The organism is Paenibacillus phytohabitans (assembly GCF_013141775.1).
GTDB lineage: Bacteria > Bacillota > Bacilli > Paenibacillales > Paenibacillaceae > Paenibacillus_AQ > Paenibacillus_AQ phytohabitans.
Map to the genome: position 1 here is coordinate 260915 of NZ_WHOB01000016.1, position 22769 is coordinate 283683.

Consider the following 22769-nt stretch of genomic DNA (forward strand, 5'->3'; position numbering starts at 1 on the left):
TTAAGGTTCCTCACGTTTGGAAGTGTTCATCCGCTGCAGATTCTGCGTTTTATTCTCCATCGGTCTTGTCTTCAACAGCGGCCAGGGAAGCCTGAAGATGGAATCCTTAAGGTCTGCCGCCCTGAACGGGCCAATCGGACTCATGTAAGGAACGCCGAAGGAACGCAGGCTGACGAGATGCAGCACCAGCAGGAACACTCCGCACAAGATTCCGTACAGCCCCATGAACCCGGCGAGTCCAATCAGGGCAAACCGGATAATTCTCGCGGCAATGGCCATCCCTGCTTCAGGAATGACAAAGCTTGAGATCGCTGTGATCGACACAATGATAACCATCGCCGAGGAGATGAACCCTGCCGCAACCGCTGCTTGCCCGATGACCAGCGTACCGACGATAGATACGGCCTGACCGACGTTCTTGGGAATTCTCACCCCTGCTTCGCGCAGGATTTCATAGGTAAATTCCATCAGCAGCGCCTCGATAAAAGCCGGAAACGGCACTGTTTCCCGCTGGGCCGCAAGACTGATTACCAGATTGGTCGGGATCATCTCCTGATGATAGGTGGTAATGGCTACATAGAACGCAGGCGCAAACAAGGTAATGAAGAAGGCCAGGAACCGTACACACCGCAGCAGTGTGGAGATATCCGCCCGCTGATAGTAATCTTCCGCCGACTGAAAAAACGATACAAAAATCGTAGGCGCCAGCAATACAAAAGGCGTCCCGTCGACCAGAATCGCCACCTTCCCCTCCAGTATCCCCGCAGCAATGGTGTCGGGACGGTCACTGTTATAAATCGTGGGAAAAGGGGTCGCCGCCGTATCCTGAATGAACTCTTCAATATAACCGCTCTCCAGGATACTGTCCGTATCTATGCTGTTCAGGCGCCGTTTAACCTCCTGCACCAGTTCTTCATTCGCGATGTGGCTGAGATACATAATCGAGACACTCGTCTGGGTCACGCGGCCGATCTGGATCGTCTCCAGCCACAGCTGGCTGTCTTTGATTTTGCGGCGGATTAAAGCAGTGTTCGTTCTGAGATTCTCCGTGAAGCCTTCCATGGGTCCCCGGACCACAGACTGCGAGCTTGGCTCACTGACGCTGCGGTCCTCCCAGCCGGGCAGTCCGATCCGCAGCGCTGAAGCGCTCCCCTCCACCATGAGCATCACATTCCCGGATAACAAATCGTGAACGAAATGCTTATAGTCATGGATCACAGTAAGATCGCCGGCCATAAGCACGCGTTTTCTCAGCATTTCTATTTTGCCGTCAGGAGCCAGTTCTTCCAGCAGACCGGAAACCCGCCCCTCCTGGAGCGAGTACAGAATTGAGTTATGCAGCAGCTGTGTATCTATCAGACCATCGATATAGAAAATAGCAAGCTCCGTACGTTCCCCCAGCTGCAGCCGTTTGCGCACCAGATCTGAGCTCTGCCCAAGCAGCTTGTACAAGTGATCATCATTGTCTTCCAGCCGGCAGGATAACTCACCGTTAACCGCATCTTTCAATTTCGTTCCCCTCCACTTCCCTATCCATTCACTCTGTTGTAGTTTGGTAGCACCGCTTGATAATTATTCCTGAATCGTTGCCAGCGCTTGAAACACATAATTCTGGAAGGAGATGCCATACTAAGATGGTTTCCGGGAAGATATAACCTGCGGGCTATAGTAAGGTGTAAATGGAGGATAGACATGAGTATTGAAAAAGATCGGATCAGTACGGCGCAGATGGTAATCCTCGGACTTTTCACTTTTATAGGGGATATGGCCCTGGTCTACCCGGCAGCCATGACATCTGTAGCTCATCAGGATGCCTGGATTGCTGCCCTGATCAGTATTCCGCCGGGAATCGCATTGGTCTTCCTGTTCGTCACTGTTGCGAATATTAATCCGGACAAAAACATTATTGAACTCAGCCAGCAGATTCTGGGGAAGTGGATTGGCAGTGCGGTAGGCGTATATTATTTGTTCTTCTTCATCATCGCAGCCTCTACCTATGTCAGAGAGATCGAGGACTTCATGTGTACTCAGATCTATGAGGGAACTCCGGGCGGTGTCATCCGGTTCATGAGTATTGTTATACTTGTCTACGGGCTGCGTCTGGGCCTTGAGACGGTCGGCAGAGCGGCTCAGGTGTTTTTTCCGCTGTTCGCTTTATTCCTCGTTTGCCTGATGGTGCTCTTATTTCCGCAGGTCCAGCTGGAGCGAATCCAGCCCATCCTGAATACGCCTTTTCCGGATATGCTGCATGCCGTCTTGTTCGGTGTGTTTTATCCGTTTGGGGAAATATGTGTATTTTTCATGGTCTATCCCTACACCCGAAAGAGCCGTAAGATCAACCGGGATATCTTCCTGGCCCTCATCCTTGGAGCGCTGGGTCTGAATCTGATTCTGTTCCTCTCTTTGACCGTTCTCGGCGTCTATTTCTCAGAGCATAATTTCTATGCAGCCTATATCCTGGCCCAAAAGATTAATATAGCCAACTTTCTGCAGCGTCTTGAAGCACTGATGGCCACGGCCTGGATTATCACAACCTATTTCAAAACAGCACTCTACTTCTATGCCTTCGTTCTCGGAACCGCCCAGCTATTCAAATTAAAAAGCCACCGGCCGCTGATCTTCCCTGTGGCCTTCCTGATCTACGGACTCTCCCAGCTTATCGCCAAGAACATAATATTCTATGTAAAAGAGATCCCGGACTACTGGGTAGACTGGGATCTCACGCTTTCGCTCGTACTGCCGCTGATTATGCTGATTGTATATAAAGTGAGACAGCGTACGGCTGCTTCTTAAGCTGTATAGCTATAGGCTATGCCCGCCTGAGAAGTCCAGGCCTGTATACTCGAAGTAGTCAAAATACGCCGCCTTCGCCTGCTGGTCCAGATCCTGGGCGCAGATCCCGGCATAAGAGCCGGTGAAGCCCAGCTTGCCGCCATGCTCATCCGAGAGGGTGCCGAAGTCAAGCGGCGTACACATCGCCGTCCAGGCCTCCCCATCCGGTGAAGCGTAGAACATAATATCTCTGCCGCTAATCTCTGCCTTCAAATAGTAACGCTCCCAGTCCTTCACCGAAATCTGCATGGAGGATATTTCCCCATATTTGCCGGCCTGACACATTACGACGCCTAAAGCTACCCCTCTGAGTTCATCCGCCGTTACGCGCAGATAATAGTAATCCTTGTCATCATAGTAGAGCACCAGTCCGGCCATCTGCATGAAGCTGTCCGGCTTGAATTCCAGGCAGGTAGTTACGGTGCAGGCAAAATGCTGAATCGGCCTCCCGATCAGACTCTGGTCAAACAGCGACGCCAGGGATTCCCGGCCGCGCAGCCGCAAGAAGCCGGGACGCTCCCGGAGGCTTACCCACGATTCATCGAACGGCACGCGCAGACTCTGGTAAGGATAACCCAGCACGGGGCCGTCAAAATCATCGCGCTCCGGCAAGGCATCGAACGGGTGCGGGGGAAGCTCCGGCGCTTCGGTCCGCAGGGCCGGCAGCTTCCCGCCATGCGCCAGGCGCAGCCAGCCGTCTTCTGTCCAGACGCAGCGCTGGATAGCCGTCTCCCGGCCCAGCGGATTCAGCTTGCCCGTTCCCGGGATCGGGCGGGTACACAGATGAGCCATATACCATTCCCCGGACTGCGTCTCCACCAGTGAGCCGTGCCCTGCCTGCTGGAAGGCATAGGTCAGATCATGAGCCGTAGTCATGACCGGATAATCCGGATCGGTCTCATAAGGTCCGGTTAGGCTGCGGCTGCGGGCCATCGTGACCATATGATTCACTCCGGTGCCCCCTTCAGCAACCAGCAGATAATAGTAATCTCCGCGCTTGTACAATTGCGGGCCTTCCGTTACCCCTGTTGGAGTCCCTTTGTATATTTCATGAATAAGGCCGGTCAGCCTGCCGCTCTCAGGGTCATACTCCTGCATCACGATGCCGGAGAAATTGCTGTGATTCTGCCGGAAATCCCAGCGCATATTCAGCAGCCACTTGCGCCCGTCACTGTCATGAAACAGGAATGGGTCGAATCCGCTGCCGTTCAGCCGCACCGGCGGGCTCCAGGGCCCTTCAAGACTGGTAGCCGTAATCAGGTAGTTATGCAGATCCTTATACACACTGGAGCGGGACTTCACATCCGTAAACAGCAGGTAATACAAGCCGTTGTCATAGGATAATGCCGGCGCCCAGATGGAGCCGGAGCTTCCGTTGCCGCGCAGGTCCACCTGAGACGTCTCGGTCAGCACACGGGTGAGCGTATGCCAGTGCACCAGATCACGGGAATGATGAATCTCTACACCAGGAAACCATTCGAAGGTTGAGGTTGCGATATAATAATCATCGCCCACCCTGAGGAAAGACGGATCGGGATGAAAGCCGGTCAGCACCGGATTGACAATGGTTGGAGCCATAAATGTTACCCCCTGGTTAATGTAAGTTACAGGTTGGACTGTACCGATTGGATTCTTTAGAAGAATCCCCGTTTTTATTGTAGCGCCTGAGAGAACCGAAAGTTATAATGGGTTATAATAAAATGTTTGTATTTTGTCATGTTGGAGGCGTTAGCAAAGCGTTATGAAACAGCTATTCGAACCTGTTCTGTTTGCGAACCGGCAGTCTCTGATCTGGGACTACCGCATCTATACCGACGATCATTACAAGGGATATTACCACTGGCACCAGTGCTGTGAAATCATGTTCGTGCACGGCGGACAGGGCAGCATTGTGGTCAATCAGCAGATGTATGATATCCGGCCGGGCATGCTGTTTTTTTTCCAGCCGTATCAGCTGCACCGGATCTATTCGGAAGTTTCACCAGCTTGTCCATTCGTGCGCACGATCTTCTATCTCGATCCCCATATTGCCGAGAATCTGCTGCAGGGCTTCAGCAAGCGTAAAGCGGTCTTCTCTGCTCTCTGGCAGGGGAGCAACCCGTATTGCGGCTTTGATCTCGGGGACCGGATCGAAACCATAGAATGGTTCTACCAGAATTATAATGAGTTAAGAATGAAATCGTCTGAGGAAGACCCTGAGGATATCTCGATGCTGCTCCTGCAGCTGCTCAGCTGTCTTGGAACAAGCGAGCAATCGCTGATCCATACCGGAGAACGGCGGAATCTCCGCTATTCGGAGCAGATCATGAACTGGATTGAGGCTCATTATCAGGAAGAGGTTAATCTGGATCAGCTTGCGGAGGAGACTCATCTGTCGAAATCCTATGTCTCGCGGATCTTCCATCAGGAGACAGGCGGCCGGCTGGTTGACTATCTCACCGCCCGGCGGCTCAAGCAGGCCTGCCGGCTGCTCGGAACGACTGATATGCCTGTGGAGCAGATCGGCATCGCTGTCGGATTTCCGAACGCCTCCTATTTCAATCAGCTGTTCAAGCGGGTCCTCGGAACCACTCCGCTGAAATATCGGAAGGGGAACATGTAGATAAATGACAATATAACGATATTTCTTCATATCAAAGTGCAACTTTCTATAATCATAGGACGCTATACTGAGGCCATATTCTAATTAATGGAGGCATCAGTGATGAGTACAGCATATTGGCAGGAAGTTATGAACCGGCTGGATACGAAGGTTACGCGGATGATAGAGCAGATCGGCGGAAAATGTCCGCATTTTGCCGGAGAAGACGGTAAGTTCGATGATATCGCCTCCGACTGGTGGACGACCGGCTTCTGGCCGGGGATGCTCTGGATTATGCATGATATGACCGGTAAGGACCACTATAAGGATGCAGCCTGGCACTGGGATGAGACGCTGGAGCAATGGTTCGTTAAGCCGACCGTGGAGCTGCATCATGATGTTGGTTTTCAGTTCCTGTCTACTGCCGTAATCAAGAACGTTCTGACCGGGGACGAGGATGGCCTGCGCCGGGGCCTTGAGGCCGCTAACTTCCTGGCGGCACGCTATAACCCGGTTGGCAGGTTCATCCGCGCCTGGAATGAGGACAAACACGGCTGGGTGATCATCGACTGCATGCTGAACATCTCCCTGCTGTTCTGGGCAAGCAAGGTGACTGGCGATCCGCGCTATAGACATATTGCGGTCAGCCACGCGGAAACTGCGATGCAGTATGGTGTGCGTGAGGATGGATCGACCAAGCATATCCTCTCCTTCGATGCCGAGACTGGTGCATATATCGAGAATTTCGGCGGCCAGGGCTATTCCGCAGAATCCTGCTGGAGCCGGGGGGCTGCCTGGGGACTGTACGGATTCATTAATACTTACCGCCACACCGGGGATGAACGTTTCCTGAATACTGCGAAGCGGATTGCCCACTATTTCATCTCCGCCCTTCCGGAGGATCACGTACCATACTGGGACTTCCGCCTGGCAGACGACAAGAGGATGTTCAGAGACAGCTCTGCCGCATCGATCGCGGCATCAGGCTTACTGGAGCTGGCTGACATCGTGCCGCTTGGCGAGAAAAGCCTATACGCCAATGCCGCAGAGCGGATTCTGCGTTCACTGACCGAGAACTATGCCACCTGGGACCAGCCGGAGCATGAAGCGATTCTGCTGCATGGTACCGGCAGCGGCGACTCCTTCATCGATGTATCGCTGATCTACGGCGACTATTACTACGTCGAAGCCGTCGCCAAGCTGAACGGCTGGAAGCACCGTATTTTCTAGTCTGCGTATTGGATAACAACAAACAGCGGGCCCCCGCATACTGGGGGACCCGCTGTTTGTTGTTTAAACTTATGCTGTTTAAGAGCATTCAATTGTTGCAGCATCACGATTCGATTCCGGTGCGAATTCCTGCACTGAATACAACATTTTCTTCATTTTATTACCCCACATCCAATAATGTTGTATAAATTACATCATTCATCTTCTTCCAGGCAGCTTTGCAGGAAAATTCCTGTATTTCATACAACAATCCTCCCGAACGCACCGGTATTTAGGGTTCAAAGTTGTAATTCGTACAACATTTTTACCTTAGCAGGTGAATTAACGCTAACCGTTCGCGGCTGAGCGAAAGCCCTGACAGCCACACATACGAAATGCTATAATGCTCCGCGTGTGTGGATAACCATTTCAGCTTTATTCGAATTTTACGCTGCGTTTCTACGTTTATACGATTCTACGTTTCTCACATTTCCCCGCTTCCACACTTATCAGCTTACAAACGCTTACCCCCGCTGCTCCTCCAGCCACAAGACCGCCGTCACTCCGCGCGGATAATATTTGCTGCCGGTGATCTCGCCGGAGATAATCTGGTCGCTCCAACTCCAGATCGAGAGCTGCGGATGCGTAAGCCAGGTTACATGTGCCGAATCGGCTGCATGACCTTTGTCCTCCCACTCCAGACCAAGAATTTGTCTGGCGATGAACTGGCACAGATAAATCTTGCTCAGCCAGCTGTTGTTGCTGGTGGAGGAGATTTTCCAGCCGCCGTCTTCGAACAGGCACACCCCTTCAACAAGCACGGCCTGCAGATGCGTGTCTAGCGCCGCAATGTATTCGCCGAACCGCCCCCCGCGCTCCAAAGCTTCCTTGCAGCCGGTGAAGTATGGGAACACGAGGCCTTCAATCGCCGGAATAATCTTCGAGTCATTGCCTTCTCCGATTACAGCCGGGATATAGCCGCCCTCGGTAACACTGCCCACAATGGTTGCTGCGCAGAGCTCTGCCTGTCTGCCGGTAGTCTGTGACAGCTCCGTATTGCCGTTATCGCGGAAGATCTTCTCCATCGCCAAATACGCTGCCCAGCATTTACCCGCCAGGTAAATATTATTGCGCGCCTGGCCCAGTGACACATCCAGACTATCGTACGTAGTAATCTCCGCGCCGCCCATTGTCCGCGAGCTGTCGAGGGCCATCACACCGTTTCGTTTCGCCGGGTCCGGATGATCCCGGTTCAGCATACTCTGCAGGCAGCTCTCCAGCACTGTAAGGTTGCGTTCCATCCAGCTGAGATCACCAGTATGCTCCAGATATACCGCCGCGGTAAGAATCCAGTTCACCAGCTGCTCATGGGTCATATGCGAGAAGCAGCCGTCAATGCCGTACAGCTCATATGAGGAATACCCTGGACGCGAAACGGCATTGGCTACCCCCATATCATGGGTGAAGCTGAGCCCGCCCGGATATTCGGTGGTATCTCCCGGGAACCGGACAGTATCCACATAGCTGTAACGGTCTACGAACATATCCAGCTCATTGCGTACGGTCCACGGATTCATCTTCAGCTCATAGAATAGCTGGTCCACCGTAAGATCGAATGTGTTCATCATCCGGTATTCGCCTTCGTTCACGACCCAGAACGGCTGGCCTTTGTACTCCAGCAGCTCGGTTGAGCCATAATAACTGCGGATGGCATGAGCCAGCATGAAGGTCTGATCTTCGCTGAGCCCCGTTCCTTCAAGCATGGAGTTAGCCTGCTCTGCCTGCTGCTTCAGCTGATCGAAATGGGACAGCGCATATTCCGCTACCGCCTCTACATTGCTGTAATAGCGGTTATAGTAATAACCGGCGTCCATTCCCGAGGTTACATAGCCGGACCGGTGGAAGCAGACTGCGAACCGGTAGACCTTGCGCTCGCCTGCGGGCACATCCATAACCAGTGCTCCAACCTGGCCCAGTCCGAAGGTCCAGTTCTCCTCCAGCTCTGTTGTCAGAATATCCTCCATGGTGAAATGCATGGCGGATTTGACGCTTCCCTGTTCTGCTGCAATCGCCAGGAACCGCCCCTGGCCGACACCGGTCAGCTCTGCCTGGCTGCCCTCGAAGCGTCTCAAAGCGTTATACGGATCATTCCCCTGGAAGCCGAAGAACGCCCGGCGGACAGAATCGCCCGAAGTATTATCAACCTCCAGCTCTACCAGTACCGCAGGCAGCAGCACTTCCTTGAGCTCCGCATCTGCAGCGGTTTCCGGGTCCGGAACCGGCCGGACCGGGGAGAGAATACGGAAGGTCAGATCCCCCGCCTGCCAGCTGTCCGTAGCCAGCCGGAAATCGCGGGTGATCTCTTCGTCCGCGTAATGATAAAGAATCTGCGGCTTATCCGGGTTCGGATCAGGGTTCTCGATGTCATAGCGCTTACTCTCATCGTCACTGCCCTGCTCATGGAAAGGCAAGGTATCGAAGCCGCGGCCATCCTTGCGTTCCAGGCCAATATATATATTCTGTCTCGGCGGCTTCCCCGCTTCCAGGTCAAACCCGCCGGACGCTCCCTTAAACCCCAGAGTGAAGCTGGAAAATGAACCAATCGGTGAATGATGGGCATTAAAAAACTGATTTGTCGGCATATCGTAAATGCACTCCCTCCAAGCTGTGTCCCGGCAGTACCGGGCTCTAGCTCTATGTTAGCGCCGGCCCGGCTTATGCAACAGGCGTAAAGCCGCCAATTATTTGGACAAATCAATCGGAGGCGGCGGCCTATGCTATAATAGAGCCAACTTTTAGTGAAAATGAGGTTGAGTATGAACGTATTAGATCCCGGCACACAGCATTCCATGGACGGCCGGATGTCCCCGGATATACAGGCTGCCTTTCATATTTTCGCTGCCCACTGGCGCAAGGTGAACAGGGAGTGGCAATATCCGGCACACACCCATCCGATGTTCGAGATCAATATCGTCCTGCAGGGCTCGCAGCAAATGACCGTAGGCGGGCAGTCTTACATCCAGCACAGCGGCGACATTCTGTTCATCCGCCCAAGCGTCCTGCATTCCAGCCTGGGTACGGTGTCAGAGGATGAAATGACCTATTATTGCCTGCATTTCGACATTGATGATCTGGTCCTGCGCCGTTCCCTGATGACGATGGACACCGTCAGCCTAAGCGGCGACTCTCCGGAGCTGCAGGCGATCCGTTCTTCGCTCGATGCAATTATCAGCTCGACGATCCTCCCTGATGCCAGCGATGCCCAGCGGGGCCGGCTGGTGACGCTCAATGCTTCGCTGCAGCTGTTCACCGCACTCAGCAGCTGGGTGCTGGCTGCATTGCCCTCCCCTGCCCGAAGCACACTGCCCGGTGTTACGGAGAAAACCGTTGCCCTGGCGAATGCCATTGAAGGGCTGCTGCAGGAATCCGTATTCACCGCTGCGGCAGCCGGCAGCCGGGCCGGAAGCATTGAAGACATCGCCGCAAGGCTTGGCTACAGCCCGAATCACTGCAACCGTGCCTTCCGGCAAATCTACGGATTGCCGCCGAGGCAGTATCTCTCTGACCTGATTATCCGCCATGCCAAGCTGCTGCTGCTGGATAACAGCCTGTCAGTGGAGAGTATCGCCTACCGGCTCGGCTACCGTGATGTCTCACATTTCAGCAAGCAGTTCAAGCGTTGGACCGGCCTGCCTCCTATGGGCTACCGCCAGCTTACGGCAGAGTCTGAGCCGGTGAAAGAGTAATTCATCCGGACTTACTACATGCCTTCTATTTATTATGCATTTATATGAAATGATTTATATTTATATACTATTTTCCAACTAATGTTATTATATGGATGAGGCTATACATAAATGGCCTTACATTAAATGAGGAGCGTGAATATTCATGAAAAGATGGACAAGAATCCTGCTGCTGACCGCAGCGCTGTCAATGTCCGGAGCCCTTTCCGCCTTTGCTGCCGCCGAGGTCGAACCCAACAATGAGCTCAGCTCAGCGAGCATTGCCCATTACGGCGGTGATTACAGTCTCGGCTACATTTCTTCGATTTCAGATATGGACTGGTGGGTGCTTACCGCTAACCGGACGGGCACCCATAACATTACATTCAGCCGCAATAATCAGCCCTTCAATCTCAACATTTACTCTTCAACCGGTGCCTCACTCTACAGTGGCAACGGCAGCTCTGCCATCACACTGAACCTGGTAGAAGGACAGACCTACCGCTTCTTGGTCTACGCCACCTCGGTCCCTACCAGCTACTATTATCCATATTCATTTGTAGTCAACTAACCGGCATCTCCTTCACACTCTCCTGAACTTAATTGCGCTGCATACACATGCTGAACAGCGGTTCCCGCATAATCAGGAACCGCTGTACTCCCGGCAGTCTTACTCATGATTCAGCTTTTCTCCTTACGGAGACAGGTATCTCATTTTGGTTATTTCTTCTAATAAAATTAACCCTTGGTGGCCCCTGACGCAATTCCCTTAACGAAATACTTCTGCAGGAAGATAAACACGATTAGCACAGGCACTACAGACATGGCGGTTCCGGCAAAAATCATATCCCAGCGTGACGAGAATTCCCCGATATACCGGTAGATTTCTACAACCATCGTCTTGGCCTGGCCGGAAGGCAGCACCAGCATCGGCATCAGGAAGTCATTCCAGATCCCCAGTCCGTTCAGCACCACCATACTTGCCGTAACCGGTCCGAGCAGCGGGAAGACGATTCTCCAGAAAATCCCGTAGCGGGAGCACCCGTCAATCTCTGCCGCTTCTTCAATCTCCCGTGGAATACCTTTGACGAAGCTGGTATAGAGCAGGCATCCGAAGCCTACGGCACCGGCGACATAGATCATGATCGGTCCCGCCAGACTGCCGTACAGGCCGAGTATTCTGAGCTCTTTGAACAGCGGAATCATATACGCCTGGAACGGAATCATCATGCCGGCCAGGAAATAGATGAAGACCAGCCGCGTCCAGCGGGCATTTCTGCGTTCAATCGCGTAACCTGCCATCGGAATAATCAGCACCTGGGCGACAATCGCCACTACGGTCAGAATAAGACTGTTAAGTATCGCACGCGGAAATTCGGTCTCCGTAAGCAGATATTTGAAGCTGTCTAAATACAGTGTCTTCGGAAAAGCAACCGCATCGCGCATAATCTCGGCGTTGCTTTTGAACGCGGACATCAGGTTAAAGAAAATCGGGAAGAAAAAGATAACCGCTACCAGGAGCGTTATGACAAACAGGACAATTTCAGTGATTCTCCGCTTGGTCTGCATCGTCATCTTAGAGCTGCACCTCCCGTTTCTGCAGGAATTTAACCTGGATGACCGTAATGATCAGAATAATCAGGAACAGGACCATGGCCAGCGCCGTGCCAAACCCTTGTCTCAGTTCACCGAAGCCTACTTTGTAGATAATATAAGTTAATGTCTCTGTCTCAAAACCCGGGCCGCCGTCGGTCATTACGGCAATCTGGTCAAATATCTTCAGCGCGCTGATCATGGAGAGCACCATGCACACGGTCATCGAACCCGCAAGCAGCGGGAACGTAATATGCCTGAACTGCTGCCAGCCGCCTGCGCCGTCAATGCTTGCCGCTTCATTTAGCTCCTGCGGAATGCCCTGCAGTCCGGCCAGATAGATGATCATATAATAGCCCGCGCCTTTCCAGACCGTTGACAGGATAATCGACAGCATAGCGTATTTCGGATTGCCCAGCCAGTCGACGATATAGTCGCCTAAACCGACGGAGGTCAGGATCTGATTAAACACGCCGAAGTTGTAATTCAGAATCATTGCCCAGACAAAGCCCATGACGATCCCGCTGAGCAGGGTAGGGAAATAGAAGATGCTTCTGAATAAATTGCGGAACCAGCGTACCTTGTCGACCATTAAGGCCATGGCGATTGCAGCAATGTTCTCAAGCAGTACTAGCGTAATTGTCATAACCAAAGTGTTCTTCAGGGCGTTCTGCACCCGCGGACTCTGGAATATCTCGACGAAATTGGCGAATCCGATATACCGGATATCGCTGCTGATCCCGTCCCACGATGTGAAGCTTAGGTAGACGCTGCCTGCTGTAGGGACTATGACAAACAGTGTGTATAAAAGGAATGACGGCAGGATGAACAACAGCGCGTAGGACTGCCATTTTTTCTTTTTCTTACCCGGCTTCTCTGCGGCTATAAATGACTTGTCTGTATTAACGATGGATGTAGCCATGGTTCCTCTCCCCTCCCTGGGACGCGCTTGTTTAGATAAGGGTAACCTCTGCCGGAGCAGAGGTTACCTTCCAGCGCTTTTATTTACAGCGAATTGGCTTTGACCTGATTGTCATATTCGGTATCGGCCTTTTTCATATATTCAGTTACGTCGGCATCGTTCACCACCATATCCTGGAGCAGCTTATAGTACCAGTTGCGGAATTGCGGAGGAATCAGGTTATCGCCCCACCAGTTGTTGATGGCCAGTGACTTGGTGACACTCGTGTCGGCAATAAGATCCAGTGCAACCTGCATTTGCTCACTTGTCTCATAGGTAACTTTCTCTTTGGTGGAAGGAATGGCATTGATCGAAGCCAGGTATACCGAGTATTGCTCCGGTGCAAAGAAGAAGCGGATAAAATCTTTGATCGCTGCCGTCTTATCGGCATCCTTGGCGGCATCAACGGATAACGACCAGCCGGCTGGTGACGGCAGACCGATGACATTCACTTTACCTTGGCGGTCCGGGATCGCGTAGAAGCCGAATTCGAAGCCTGGATCAGCTTCAGCAATCTGGGTGAACATCCAGGTGCCGGAATACAGCTGAGCGGCTTTGCCGGATACCAGAATCGACGCGGTCTGATTATCTGCGGTGCTCAGCCAGCCTTTGTCCACATAGTTCTTGAACAGCTCTTTGAAATCAGTCATGGCCTGGACTACAGCAGGATCTGCGAAGCTGACGGTCTTGGCCGTACGCTTGGAGTTCCAGTCCGGGTCTTTGCTGTAGACATCGTCAATCAGGAATTTATTGACCCAGAAGCCCATATGGAAGATATCCTTGCCGCCTACTACCAGCGGGGAGATACCTGTAGCTTTCAATTTTTCCTGGATGGCAATGAACTCGTCATAGGTTTTGGGAAGCTCGGTGATCCCGGCGTCCGCGTAGGCTTTTTTGCTGTAAATAATCCCTTGTGGTGCATTGACCTGCATCGGAGCGTTCCATACTTTGCCGTCCACTTGCGGTGGCGATTCGAACAGATCCAGCAGATCGGCCGGAAGCTCGACAATTTTGCCGGCATCCGCGAATACCTGGGTATCACGCATTTCCACCAGATCCGGGAATTCTCCAACCGCATCCTTCGTCTTCAGCCAGTCCAGATAAGCGGCAGATGAAGTTTCACTTAGGTCCTTGATGGTGACGTTAGGATTCGCTTCCATGAATTTCTTAACGGTATCGGCAATGGCTTTCTTGGTCGCCGGGTCACCCGACGCATAACCGATGGTGAAGCTGACATCCTTCTTCGCAGCATCAGTAGCTGAGTTATTCCCTGCCGGAGCTTCAGTCGCGGCTGCGTTGCCGCCACTGGCATTGTTATTGTTATTTCCGCCGCATGCGGTAAGTACAGTGGTTGCTGCGAGCAGCATGACGGATAATTTCGTAATGGTGTTCTTCATATCTTTAGTAACCTCCCCTTGGGTATACAGCCCGGAAACTGCCGGACCGATGTGCGCATCATCGTCCGTAAGCGTTTCCTTATGCTCCAAGAATAGCATTCAGCCTTCACGGTTAGAATGAACTAATTTAAGGGGGATGTGCGGTAAATTTAAGAAGATTCACTTAATCCCCCCGCAAAGCAACACGTTTGCTTCGACGATGACTCAAAAAAAACGAAGGTCCGGGAGACCTTCGTTCTTGCGCGGGCTATAGTGTAATGTCACTGCCAGTATTCCTGTACCTGCCTGTCGTATTCAGTATCGGCCCGTTTCATATATTCTAGTACATCCCCGTCCTTAACCACCATTTCCTGCAGCAGCTTGTAGAACCAGTTACGGAACTGCGGAGGAATCAGGTTATCTCCCCACCAATTGTTGATCATCAGGGATTTGGTTACGGCCGGATCGGCCATCAGATCAAGCACCACCTGCATCTGTTCACCGGTCTCCCGCCTGAATTCCTGCCTGGTCGAAGGAACCGAATCGATCCGGCTTAGGAATGTGCCGTAAGGCTCCGGTGAGAAAAAGAACCGGATGAAGTCTTCGATCGCCTGCTTTTTGAGCGGCTCCTTGGCCGCCTGGGCAGACAGCGACCAGCCGGAGGGCGACTGCAGGCCGACCACATTCAGCTTCCCTTTACGGTCCGGCACAGCATAGAAGCCGAATTCGAAGCCCGGATCGGCTGCCTGGATCTGTGAGAACATCCAGGAGCCGGAGAACAGCTGGGCTGCCTTGCCGGATACCAGAATGGACGCCGTCTGGTTATCCCCTGTGCCAAGCCACCCTTTATCCACATCGCTTCTGAATAGCTGTTTGAAATCAGTCATGGCCTGGACTACATTGTCATCGGTGAAGCTAACCTCACCGGCCGTCCGCTTGGCGTTCCAGCCGGGATCAGCGTCATATACATCATCAATCAGAAATTTATTAACCCAGAAGCCCATATGAAAAATATCCTTGCCGCCTACAACGAGCGGAGTGATCCCGCTTGCCCGCAGTCTGTTCTGGATCTCCAGAAATTCATCATAGGTTGCCGGAAGCGTCTTAATGCCTGCCTCGGCATACGCTTTCTTACTATAAATAATACCCTGCGGGGCAGCGACAAACAGCGGGGCATTCCATACCTTGCCGCCGATCCGCGGCGGCTGATCGAACAATTCCGCCAGCTCATTTGGGAGAGGAACAATCTTCTCCGCATTGGCGAAGGCCTCGGTATCCCTCATCTCTACCAGATCGGGGAACTCGCCCACGGCATCCTTAACCTTCAGCCAATCCATATAGGCAGAGGAGCTTGTCTCACTGACATCCTGGACGACTATGTCCGGATTCGCCTGCATGAAGGCCTTAATGGTATCCTCGATAGCCTGCTTCGTCGCCGGATCACCGGAGGCATAACCTATAGTAAAGCTTATTTTACCGCCACCGGATGCTGTATCCGGCCGGCTCCCCTGATCAACCGCCTGGCTCCCTCCGATTCCGCCTGGTCCAGTTTTGCCTCCACAGCCCGTCAGGATCAGCGCGGCTGCAAGCGGCACTATTGTTATTCTCATACCTGATAACCTCGGCATTTGCATCCCCTGCGACCTCCTCATTCTGTGATAACTGGAAATGTCAGCGTAATGGAGGTCCCGACATGCTCTCTGCTGTTCACAGACAGGCCATACGCCTCCCCGAAGCTGGAGCGGATACGCTCATGCACATTTTTCATGCCGACATTCTTGCTTGGAGCCTGCGGGTCTTCCAGAATCTTGTTAATGCGGGCCAGCGTCTCCCTGCTCATCCCCACTCCATCATCATATATCGTAATCGCCAGCACTTGCTCTCTCCGTTCGACCGTAATGCCGACGGTTCCTTTTCCCTGCAGTCGCAGTCCATGCTGAACCGCATTCTCCACCATCGGCTGCAGAGACAGCTTCAGGATGGGCCAGTCCAGATTAACATCCGGGGCAATATCCAGATGCAGCTCGAAGCGGTTCTCATACCGTACAGAAATAATATAGAAGTAATTCTGCAGATGGGCGAGCTCGCTGGCAATGCTTACACGGTCTTCCCCGTAATCGATAACATACTTCAGCTCATTGGATAACGCCAGAATCATATCCGCCACCTCGCCCGCTTCCTTATCCACGGCGTTCATCCGGATCACCTCAAGGGTGTTGTACAGGTAATGGGGCCGGATCTGGCTCTTCAGTGCATTCAGCTCGGTCTGCTTCTGCTTGATCTGGGCCACATAGGCCTCATCAATGTAGACCTGCAGCCGTTCCACCATCCGGTTGAACCCGTGGGCCAGCCTGCCCATCTCATCATTGCTGTTCACGGAGAGCTGGATATCCAGCTTGCCCGACTCCACCACGGCCATCTGCCGGATCAGCTCCCGGATGGGAGCCGCGAGACGTCTGGAGAACCAGGCCCCCATTACAATCATTACAAAAGCACACATGCCGATGGCGATATACACCGTTGCCCGTGCCGACAGCAGCTGTTCGAACAGGTTGCCGCGGTGGATTTTGGCGATGACCTGGCCATTCAAAAAAGGGATGGACTCACTGAGCACAATCATCTCATTGTTAGTTTGATCAGCAGCTTTAGCCTCCGCCGCACCGGCAGGCTGGTTGCTGAAATACGTCCGCCCCTCTCCGTCGAGCAGGTACAGCTCATCCTTCTCCCCGAGACTCAGCTCACGGAAGAACTGCTGGAATAACGAGGTATCGATATCCAGGAAAAGCGTTCCGACTACCTTGGGCTCTTTGGTCACACGTCCGGAGGTATCAATCAGGCTGCGTCCGATCGTGAACACCTGGCGGTCCGAGCCATAGAAATAACTGTCCTGATGGGTCGGGAAAATAGCCACCTTCGCAGGGTCACCTGCCATGGCGGACAGCCACTCCGTATTCGGAACCGTCTCCATGTTCAGCGACCGGTTGCCACGCTCCTGAACATACAATTTACCGTCAGACTGGCGGATAAACTGGACACTGGAAATATAAGAATCACTGAACAGAACGGTCTTCAGGAAGGATTCTATCGGAATGGTGTTGATCTGCTCCAGCTCATTCACATTCTGTGTCTGATTCTGCGAATAGCTCTCAATGAATCCCTCATAGCGCCCTGTATACATTAATTTGGATACTTCATTATACTGATTGAACGCTGAATTCAGATTATAGCTCATATAGAGCACCATTTGCTGCAGATTGCTGGTGGTATACCGCTCCACATAACCCGAGAAGGTCTGTACGGAGAAGAAACTCAGCGCAAAGAGCGGAATCAGCCCGACCAGCAGGAAGGATGCAGAAAATTTAACAAAAATACTCTTCGGTCCCCGTCCCCAGAACGGCATGGGCCATCGTCTTTTCACTCTATGATCACCCTCCAATCCGCTTAGTTCCTGACCGATTGCTTATATTCCTGCGGCAGCTTGCCGAATTGCTTCTTGAACATGTCGCTGAAATGCCGCGCATTGTTGTAGCCGACCCGGTCGGCAATCTCGTAGACCATCAGATCACTCTGCAGCAGCAGCCGCTGGGCATGACCCATCCGCACTTCGGTAATATAATTCTTGAAGTTCTGGCCGGTATGCTTCTTGAAGAAGCTGCTGAAATAATAGGGATTCATATACACCATGGCGGCTATGGACTCCAGCGTAATATTCTCGGCATAATGCTCCTCCACGTAGGTTTTCACCTGCGCAAGCTGCGGCATTTCCTTGCCGGAGATCCGGCAGCCCAGCTGCTCGGACATTTTGGACAGGACCGCTTCAAATTCCTGCTGCAGTGCGCCGAAGGTGGGTGCATCCGCCAGCTTTTCCAATAGCGGCTTCTCTCCCTGATTCAACAGCCCCGCATCCGCGCCGAAATCAGCCATATCCTGTTCGAGCTGGATCACAGCATTGTACACATAGGACACCGCCTGGTTCCGGCTATCTCCAGAGAGCAGACGCACGGTCTCCAGCAGTTCGCCGGTTAATGCCGTTAGCCGCTCCTTGTCGAATGATTTGAGCGCTTCCGGTAAGCTGCTCTGGATGACAGCAAGTGTGGATACAGGTACAGCAGCCTCCATTGGTTCGGCGGGATAAGGAATCACCCGGTTCAATCCGGCAAAATATCTGAATCTTAGCGCTTTCAACGCAGACTGGTAGGAATCCGCCGCCTCTTCAATACCGCTGGCCGGGCGGCCGATGCCTATTGAGACCTGCAGCTTCAGAAAGCTGTTGATTTTGTGATGCAGATCCTCCATTAATTGCTGCGGTTCATTCAGATGCTCATGCTGGAGCAGCACCCCGAAACGCTCTCCTTTACGGAACACATACCCGTTGCCCCTGCTGTCCACCGTCTCCTTGATGATGTTCAGCAATGCGAATTCCACCAGCTTGCGTTCCCGTTCCTCCCAGCGCGAAGGCTGGCCGCTGTATTCATCCGTCTCAATGACACATACGCTGACATAGCGGGTAATCGCCGTGTTGCCCATCCGGGCAAGCGTAGCTGCCGCAGCCTTATTGCCGTCGGTCAGCTGCTCCAGCTGCTCCTCAACCGTAACAGACAGGTTCTTCCGCTCATAGGATTTGAGCATTTCCTTGTTGCGCTCTTCTTCGGACTCCTGGCGGATCACCGTTACTGCGCGGATCACTACCTGCTCCAGCTGTCCCGTATTCACCGGCTTGACCAGATAATCCAGCGCCCCGTATTGTACCGCTTGCTGGGCATAACTAAATTCCTGATAGGCACTGATAAAGACCACTTTGATCGGACGCCCGGAATGATGAATTTCACGGATAATATCGATACCCGAATAACCCGGCATACTGATATCACTGATAATCAGATCGGGATGACAGCTGTCGATCATCGCCTTCAGCTCTATCCCGTCACATGCTTCCCCTACTATATTAAGCCCGAGGCTCTCCCAGGCTATGAGCTTCTTCAGCCCGCGCAGAATAACCGGCTCGTCATCCGCCAGCAGCACACGTATCGTTCTGTTCATTGCTGCACCTCCGCATGGTTGTCATATATATATATTATTACAGGATAGCGGCTGTTTCAGTCTGTATTCATTATTGAAGAGATTCATCCAACTATACTTTATCACGATAACCCCGGCTGCCGGGTGAAGCTTTTTAAGAGGAAAGCGCAGTTTTTTAAGAATATTGTTGCTCGGGTATACCAGCATCTCAGGCTGAGAGAGAACAAATAAAAGAAGCAGCAGCAGTCATATAAGAGGGAAACCTCCATAGGCGGCCGGGCAGCAGGAGAGCAGTATGACTGTCAGCGGCAAAAGCGGGAGTACTGTGCGGAGAGTAACGGCTTATCTGATCAAGCACTGCGGCAATGATTTCGCCGGGGAACAGCTTGCTTCACAGCTGAATATGAATTACAGCTACCTGTCTGCCGCGTTCAAGCAAGCCACTGGACAGACGATTATTGAGACACATACCAAGCTCCGGATGACAAGGCTATCGAGCTGATGCGGACGAGTTCGTACAATGTATCTGAGATCAGTGAAGCGCTTGGCTACCCCAACCCTTATTACTTCAGCCGCGTGTTCAAAAAAGTGCTCGGTGAATCCCCCTCCTCCTACATGAAGCATCTGTACCGCACCTGAGCATGGGCGAAGCTGGGAACACCGGCCGGACTCATGGTACAATACCAGAAATGACCTGCTATGCACATGAGACTCTTATATAATCCTTGAAAAAGTTGGTGACCTGCTTGATCTACCTCATTAAATTCGCATACAGCTTTGTTCTGCCTCCGGGAATTTTTGTGATCCTACTGCTGGGGATGGTGGTCTGGCTGTGGAAAAGCAGCCGCCGGCCGGCGATCGTACTGCTCGCAGTGAGCCTGCTGCTCTATCTGTCGATGACCTCTGTGGTCAGTGACCTGCTGATTGGCAGTCTGGAACGGCAATATACGCAGCCTTCTGCAGTAGAAGGTGATGTTATTGTTATCCTCGGCGGAGGCGCTACCTCCGGCACTCCGGATCTGGACGGGCAGGGCAATATGTCCGGTCCGGCGGCGAACCGGCTGCTGGCTGCCGCCCGGCTGTACCGGCAGACCGGACTGCCGGTTATTTTCTCCGGCGGCCAGGTGTATGCGGACAGCGGCAATGAAGCCGATATCGCCCGGCGGCAGCTGATCGGACTCGGCATCCCGGCAGAAGACATCCTGCCGGAGAACCGCTCGCTTAACACCGAGCAGAATGCGGTCAACACCGCTGCACTTATGCAGGAGCACGGGTTCAGCCGTCCGGTGCTGGTCACCTCAGCCTTCCATATGCCGCGCAGCATGGTGCAATTTGAGCACGCGGGACTAACGCCGCAGCCCTTCCCGGTGGATTACCAGGCCAGCCGCCCCATGTCACTTTATTTCAACAAATTCACTCCCTCTGCCGGAGCCGTCTCCACCACCGGACTGGCGCTGAAGGAGTATCTGGGGCTAGTGGCAGCGAAGCTGTTGCCTTAACTGCTCAAGCTGCAAACCGGGCATGACGGACATGACGGGCATGACGGGCAAAACCGAGTAACTCTGATCGCTTGTGGTCTGCACTCCGCTCGAATAAGAGTAACATTAAGCCCTGGCTGACCGCTGCTCGGCCGTAACGGAACAAGGCCGGTCTCACGCGGACTGAGATTCGCCCTGAACGGAGCTAACCGGTCTCGCGCGGACTGAGATTCGCCCTGGACGGAGCAACCCGGTCTCGCGCGGACTGAGATTCGTCCTGGACGGAGCAACCCGGACTCGCGCGGACTGAGATTCGTCCTGGACGGAGCAACCCGGACTCGCGCGGACTGAGATTCCGTTATTTCGCTCCGTTCCACCTTTTTGGAACTCTCGCGGACTGAGATTCCGTTAATGGTGCCTATTTGCTCTGAAAAGAGCCATTCTGCTTCACTTAGCGGAATCTCAGTCCGCAAGCTGCCGGAAATGCCTGTTTTCCGGCAAATAAAGGATTCTCAGTCCGCATACTCCTGAACGAACGCATCCATTCACCTCGTTGATCCTTACTTGGCGTATGGGCTGCCGGATAGTTTCTGCAGTATCTGCGCTACATTACGTACCTCCCTAGTGAAAGCGAGGAATGCCTGTGAATCAGCACGAAGAAATATTGACCGGCGGAAATGTGAATCACATTGTCCGTAAGGCGGACACCGTCCGCCGTCCCACAGGGGACTGGAGTCCTAATGTCCATCAACTGCTGCAGCATTTGGAGAAGCAGAACTTCGGGGGAGCGCCACGTTTTCTCGGAATCGATGACGCCGGGCGTGAAATACTGAGCTATATTCCAGGAGAAGTTCCAGGCAATGCTTACCCTGAACTTAAGCCATATATGTGGTCTCGTGAGACACTTGCTGATGTAGCACGCCTGTTACGTCATTACCATGATGCGACTGAAGGATTCAACCCGCAACCAGAGGGAAGCTGGCAGCTTAGCTATGCCGGTACCAGTGCGCATGAAGTGATCTGCCATAATGACGCTGCCCTGTACAATGTGGTTTTTCAGAATGATGCTCCAGTGGCATTGATTGATTTCGACATGGCCGGACCCGGTCCGCGGATGTGGGACATTGCATATTCCATCTATACATCAGTTCCGCTGGCCAGCTTCGCACCTGACTACACATCAGGGTCCACCATAGCTTACCAAACCCATTTACATGCATCAGACCGGCGCCAGCGGATACAGTTATTTTTTGAGGCTTATGGGATTCCCGTCCCTAAGGATCTGCATACGTGGATCATTGAACGTTTGACCGTCATGTGCGACACGCTGAAGAATGGGGCTGCGAGCGGCAATCCTGCTTTTATGAAAATGGTTGATGAGGGGCATCTGGCACACTATGAGCATGAAATCCAGTTTATAACCGGTCACTACGCAGAATGGAGTTAGCCGAAACCGCCAAAGAAGCCGGAATCCCTAGACCTCCAGGAATTTCGGCTTCTTGCTCTACGGCTATTCTTTAATCAGATCCGTAAATACAGCAGACACCACATCTGCCAGCAGCTTAGGCTCAAGCTCCATCTGCATGCCGATGCGGCCTGCACTGACGGCAATGGTCTGCAATCCCTCCGCGCTGCTGTGTATGAACGTAGGATACAGCTTCTTCATGCCAACGGGCGAACATCCGCCGCGCACATAACCTGTCCACTTCAGCAGCTCCTTCAGAGGGAGCATCTCGATCTTCTTCGCTCCGGCTGCTTTGGCCGCTTTCTTGAGATCAAGCTCTTCAGCCACCGGAATAACAAATACATAGGGCTGCGGCCCGCTGTGTGATACCAGTGTCTTAAACACAGTCTCCGCCGGGAGGCCAATCTTCTCAGCAACAGCACTCCCGTGAATCTGGCCATCCTCATTATCATAAGTATGAAGGGTGTATCCGGCCTTTTTTGCATCAAGCATACGCATGGCATTGGTTTTGTTCACTTGCATGTCCCTGC

General features: G+C 52.8%; 19 protein-coding genes. 9 read left to right on the forward strand and 10 right to left on the reverse strand.

The genetic code is table 11. From position 1 onward, the window contains the following. On the reverse strand, positions 1-1509 hold the full coding sequence (locus tag GC101_RS02855; RefSeq protein WP_171716019.1) for a spore germination protein: 1509 nt from the start codon (positions 1507-1509) through the stop codon (positions 1-3). Positions 1510-1692: 183 nt separating this feature from the next. Here GC101_RS02855 and GC101_RS02860 point away from each other — a divergent pair, with 183 nt between their 5' ends. Then, entirely contained in the window at positions 1693-2793 is a 1101-nt protein-coding gene (locus GC101_RS02860; RefSeq protein ID WP_171716020.1) for a GerAB/ArcD/ProY family transporter, read from the forward strand. A gap of 9 nt (positions 2794-2802) precedes the next feature. On the opposite strand, the gene GC101_RS02865 is transcribed toward GC101_RS02860, so the two are convergent. Next, the gene (locus GC101_RS02865) at positions 2803-4410 is read right to left on the reverse strand and encodes a glycoside hydrolase family 43 protein (protein WP_171716021.1); all 1608 of its coding nucleotides are present in this window, start codon (positions 4408-4410) and stop codon (positions 2803-2805) included. Positions 4411-4573: 163 nt separating this feature from the next. On the opposite strand from GC101_RS02865, the gene GC101_RS02870 reads away from it, so the two are divergent. Both GC101_RS02870 and GC101_RS02875 read left to right on the forward strand, forming a co-directional pair. After that, on the forward strand, positions 4574-5434 hold the full coding sequence (locus tag GC101_RS02870) for an AraC family transcriptional regulator (protein ID WP_171716022.1): 861 nt from the start codon (positions 4574-4576) through the stop codon (positions 5432-5434). 102 nt (positions 5435-5536) lie between these two features. Next, positions 5537-6643 carry a glycoside hydrolase family 88 protein gene (locus tag GC101_RS02875; RefSeq protein WP_171716023.1) on the forward strand — a complete coding sequence of 369 codons (1107 nt, stop codon included), beginning with the start codon at positions 5537-5539 and terminating at the stop codon, positions 6641-6643. 503 nt (positions 6644-7146) lie between these two features. On the opposite strand, the gene GC101_RS02880 is transcribed toward GC101_RS02875, so the two are convergent. Continuing rightward, positions 7147-9264 (reverse strand): glycoside hydrolase family 52 protein, encoded by a 2118-nt coding sequence (locus GC101_RS02880; protein WP_171716024.1) that lies wholly within the window; start codon positions 9262-9264, stop codon positions 7147-7149. A gap of 174 nt (positions 9265-9438) precedes the next feature. Here GC101_RS02880 and GC101_RS02885 point away from each other — a divergent pair, with 174 nt between their 5' ends. Then, positions 9439-10368 (forward strand): AraC family transcriptional regulator, encoded by a 930-nt coding sequence (locus GC101_RS02885; RefSeq protein WP_171716025.1) that lies wholly within the window; start codon positions 9439-9441, stop codon positions 10366-10368. Between the two features lie 145 nt (positions 10369-10513). Further along, positions 10514-10918, forward strand: coding sequence for a hypothetical protein (locus tag GC101_RS02890; RefSeq protein ID WP_171716026.1), 405 nt, complete (start codon positions 10514-10516; stop codon positions 10916-10918). A gap of 167 nt (positions 10919-11085) precedes the next feature. Here the strand turns inward: GC101_RS02890 and GC101_RS02895 are convergent, their stop codons facing one another. From GC101_RS02895 to GC101_RS02920, 6 genes are all read right to left on the reverse strand, one after another. After that, a complete protein-coding gene (locus GC101_RS02895; protein WP_042141275.1) occupies positions 11086-11916 on the reverse strand; it encodes a carbohydrate ABC transporter permease in 831 nt (276 codons plus the stop codon). A 7-nt stretch (positions 11917-11923) separates the two neighbouring features. Then, positions 11924-12862: a carbohydrate ABC transporter permease gene (locus tag GC101_RS02900; RefSeq protein ID WP_039294669.1), complete on the reverse strand. Its 939-nt coding sequence runs from the start codon at positions 12860-12862 to the stop codon at positions 11924-11926. An 83-nt stretch (positions 12863-12945) separates the two neighbouring features. Next, positions 12946-14298 carry an ABC transporter substrate-binding protein gene (locus tag GC101_RS02905; protein WP_171716278.1) on the reverse strand — a complete coding sequence of 451 codons (1353 nt, stop codon included), beginning with the start codon at positions 14296-14298 and terminating at the stop codon, positions 12946-12948. A 260-nt stretch (positions 14299-14558) separates the two neighbouring features. Next, complete coding sequence (locus GC101_RS02910) at positions 14559-15887, reverse strand: ABC transporter substrate-binding protein (protein ID WP_246354136.1); 1329 nt, start codon at positions 15885-15887, stop codon at positions 14559-14561. 38 nt (positions 15888-15925) lie between these two features. Continuing rightward, on the reverse strand, positions 15926-17695 hold the full coding sequence (locus tag GC101_RS02915; RefSeq protein WP_343049563.1) for a cache domain-containing sensor histidine kinase: 1770 nt from the start codon (positions 17693-17695) through the stop codon (positions 15926-15928). A gap of 23 nt (positions 17696-17718) precedes the next feature. Then, the gene (locus tag GC101_RS02920; RefSeq protein WP_171716028.1) at positions 17719-19317 is read right to left on the reverse strand and encodes a response regulator; all 1599 of its coding nucleotides are present in this window, start codon (positions 19315-19317) and stop codon (positions 17719-17721) included. A gap of 274 nt (positions 19318-19591) precedes the next feature. Between GC101_RS02920 and GC101_RS35965 the strand changes: the two genes are divergently transcribed. From GC101_RS35965 to GC101_RS02935, 4 genes are all read left to right on the forward strand, one after another. Then, complete coding sequence (locus GC101_RS35965; RefSeq protein ID WP_246354137.1) at positions 19592-19798, forward strand: AraC family transcriptional regulator; 207 nt, start codon at positions 19592-19594, stop codon at positions 19796-19798. Next, on the forward strand, positions 19798-19935 hold the full coding sequence (locus GC101_RS35970) for a helix-turn-helix domain-containing protein (protein WP_246354138.1): 138 nt from the start codon (positions 19798-19800) through the stop codon (positions 19933-19935). The genes GC101_RS35965 and GC101_RS35970 overlap by 1 nt, the downstream gene beginning before the upstream one ends. A 107-nt stretch (positions 19936-20042) precedes the next feature. Further along, entirely contained in the window at positions 20043-20795 is a 753-nt protein-coding gene (locus GC101_RS02930; RefSeq protein ID WP_171716029.1) for a YdcF family protein, read from the forward strand. Between the two features lie 616 nt (positions 20796-21411). After that, positions 21412-22221, forward strand: coding sequence for a phosphotransferase (locus tag GC101_RS02935; protein ID WP_216626428.1), 810 nt, complete (start codon positions 21412-21414; stop codon positions 22219-22221). Between the two features lie 63 nt (positions 22222-22284). On the opposite strand, the gene ybaK is transcribed toward GC101_RS02935, so the two are convergent. Beyond that, positions 22285-22761: a Cys-tRNA(Pro) deacylase gene (gene ybaK, locus GC101_RS02940; protein ID WP_171716031.1), complete on the reverse strand. Its 477-nt coding sequence runs from the start codon at positions 22759-22761 to the stop codon at positions 22285-22287. Positions 22762-22769 lie beyond the last annotated feature (8 nt).

What these genes read in the sequence shown, in the direction of transcription:
- GC101_RS02900 (WP_039294669.1), bottom strand. Translation starts at nt 12,862, where the DNA reads ATGGCTACATCCATCGTTAATACAGACAAGTCATTTATAGCCGCAGAG.
- GC101_RS02875 (WP_171716023.1), top strand. Translation starts at nt 5,537, where the DNA reads ATGAGTACAGCATATTGGCAGGAAGTTATGAACCGGCTGGATACGAAG.
- GC101_RS02910 (WP_246354136.1), bottom strand. Translation starts at nt 15,887, where the DNA reads ATGAGAATAACAATAGTGCCGCTTGCAGCCGCGCTGATCCTGACGGGC.
- GC101_RS02870 (WP_171716022.1), top strand. Translation starts at nt 4,574, where the DNA reads ATGAAACAGCTATTCGAACCTGTTCTGTTTGCGAACCGGCAGTCTCTG.
- GC101_RS02860 (WP_171716020.1), top strand. Translation starts at nt 1,693, where the DNA reads ATGAGTATTGAAAAAGATCGGATCAGTACGGCGCAGATGGTAATCCTC.
- GC101_RS02905 (WP_171716278.1), bottom strand. Translation starts at nt 14,298, where the DNA reads ATGAAGAACACCATTACGAAATTATCCGTCATGCTGCTCGCAGCAACC.
- GC101_RS35965 (WP_246354137.1), top strand. Translation starts at nt 19,592, where the DNA reads ATGACTGTCAGCGGCAAAAGCGGGAGTACTGTGCGGAGAGTAACGGCT.
- GC101_RS35970 (WP_246354138.1), top strand. Translation starts at nt 19,798, where the DNA reads ATGCGGACGAGTTCGTACAATGTATCTGAGATCAGTGAAGCGCTTGGC.
- GC101_RS02890 (WP_171716026.1), top strand. Translation starts at nt 10,514, where the DNA reads ATGAAAAGATGGACAAGAATCCTGCTGCTGACCGCAGCGCTGTCAATG.
- GC101_RS02880 (WP_171716024.1), bottom strand. Translation starts at nt 9,264, where the DNA reads ATGCCGACAAATCAGTTTTTTAATGCCCATCATTCACCGATTGGTTCA.
- GC101_RS02885 (WP_171716025.1), top strand. Translation starts at nt 9,439, where the DNA reads ATGAACGTATTAGATCCCGGCACACAGCATTCCATGGACGGCCGGATG.
- GC101_RS02920 (WP_171716028.1), bottom strand. Translation starts at nt 19,317, where the DNA reads ATGAACAGAACGATACGTGTGCTGCTGGCGGATGACGAGCCGGTTATT.
- ybaK (WP_171716031.1), bottom strand. Translation starts at nt 22,761, where the DNA reads ATGCAAGTGAACAAAACCAATGCCATGCGTATGCTTGATGCAAAAAAG.
- GC101_RS02865 (WP_171716021.1), bottom strand. Translation starts at nt 4,410, where the DNA reads ATGGCTCCAACCATTGTCAATCCGGTGCTGACCGGCTTTCATCCCGAT.
- GC101_RS02895 (WP_042141275.1), bottom strand. Translation starts at nt 11,916, where the DNA reads ATGCAGACCAAGCGGAGAATCACTGAAATTGTCCTGTTTGTCATAACG.
- GC101_RS02935 (WP_216626428.1), top strand. Translation starts at nt 21,412, where the DNA reads ATGCCTGTGAATCAGCACGAAGAAATATTGACCGGCGGAAATGTGAAT.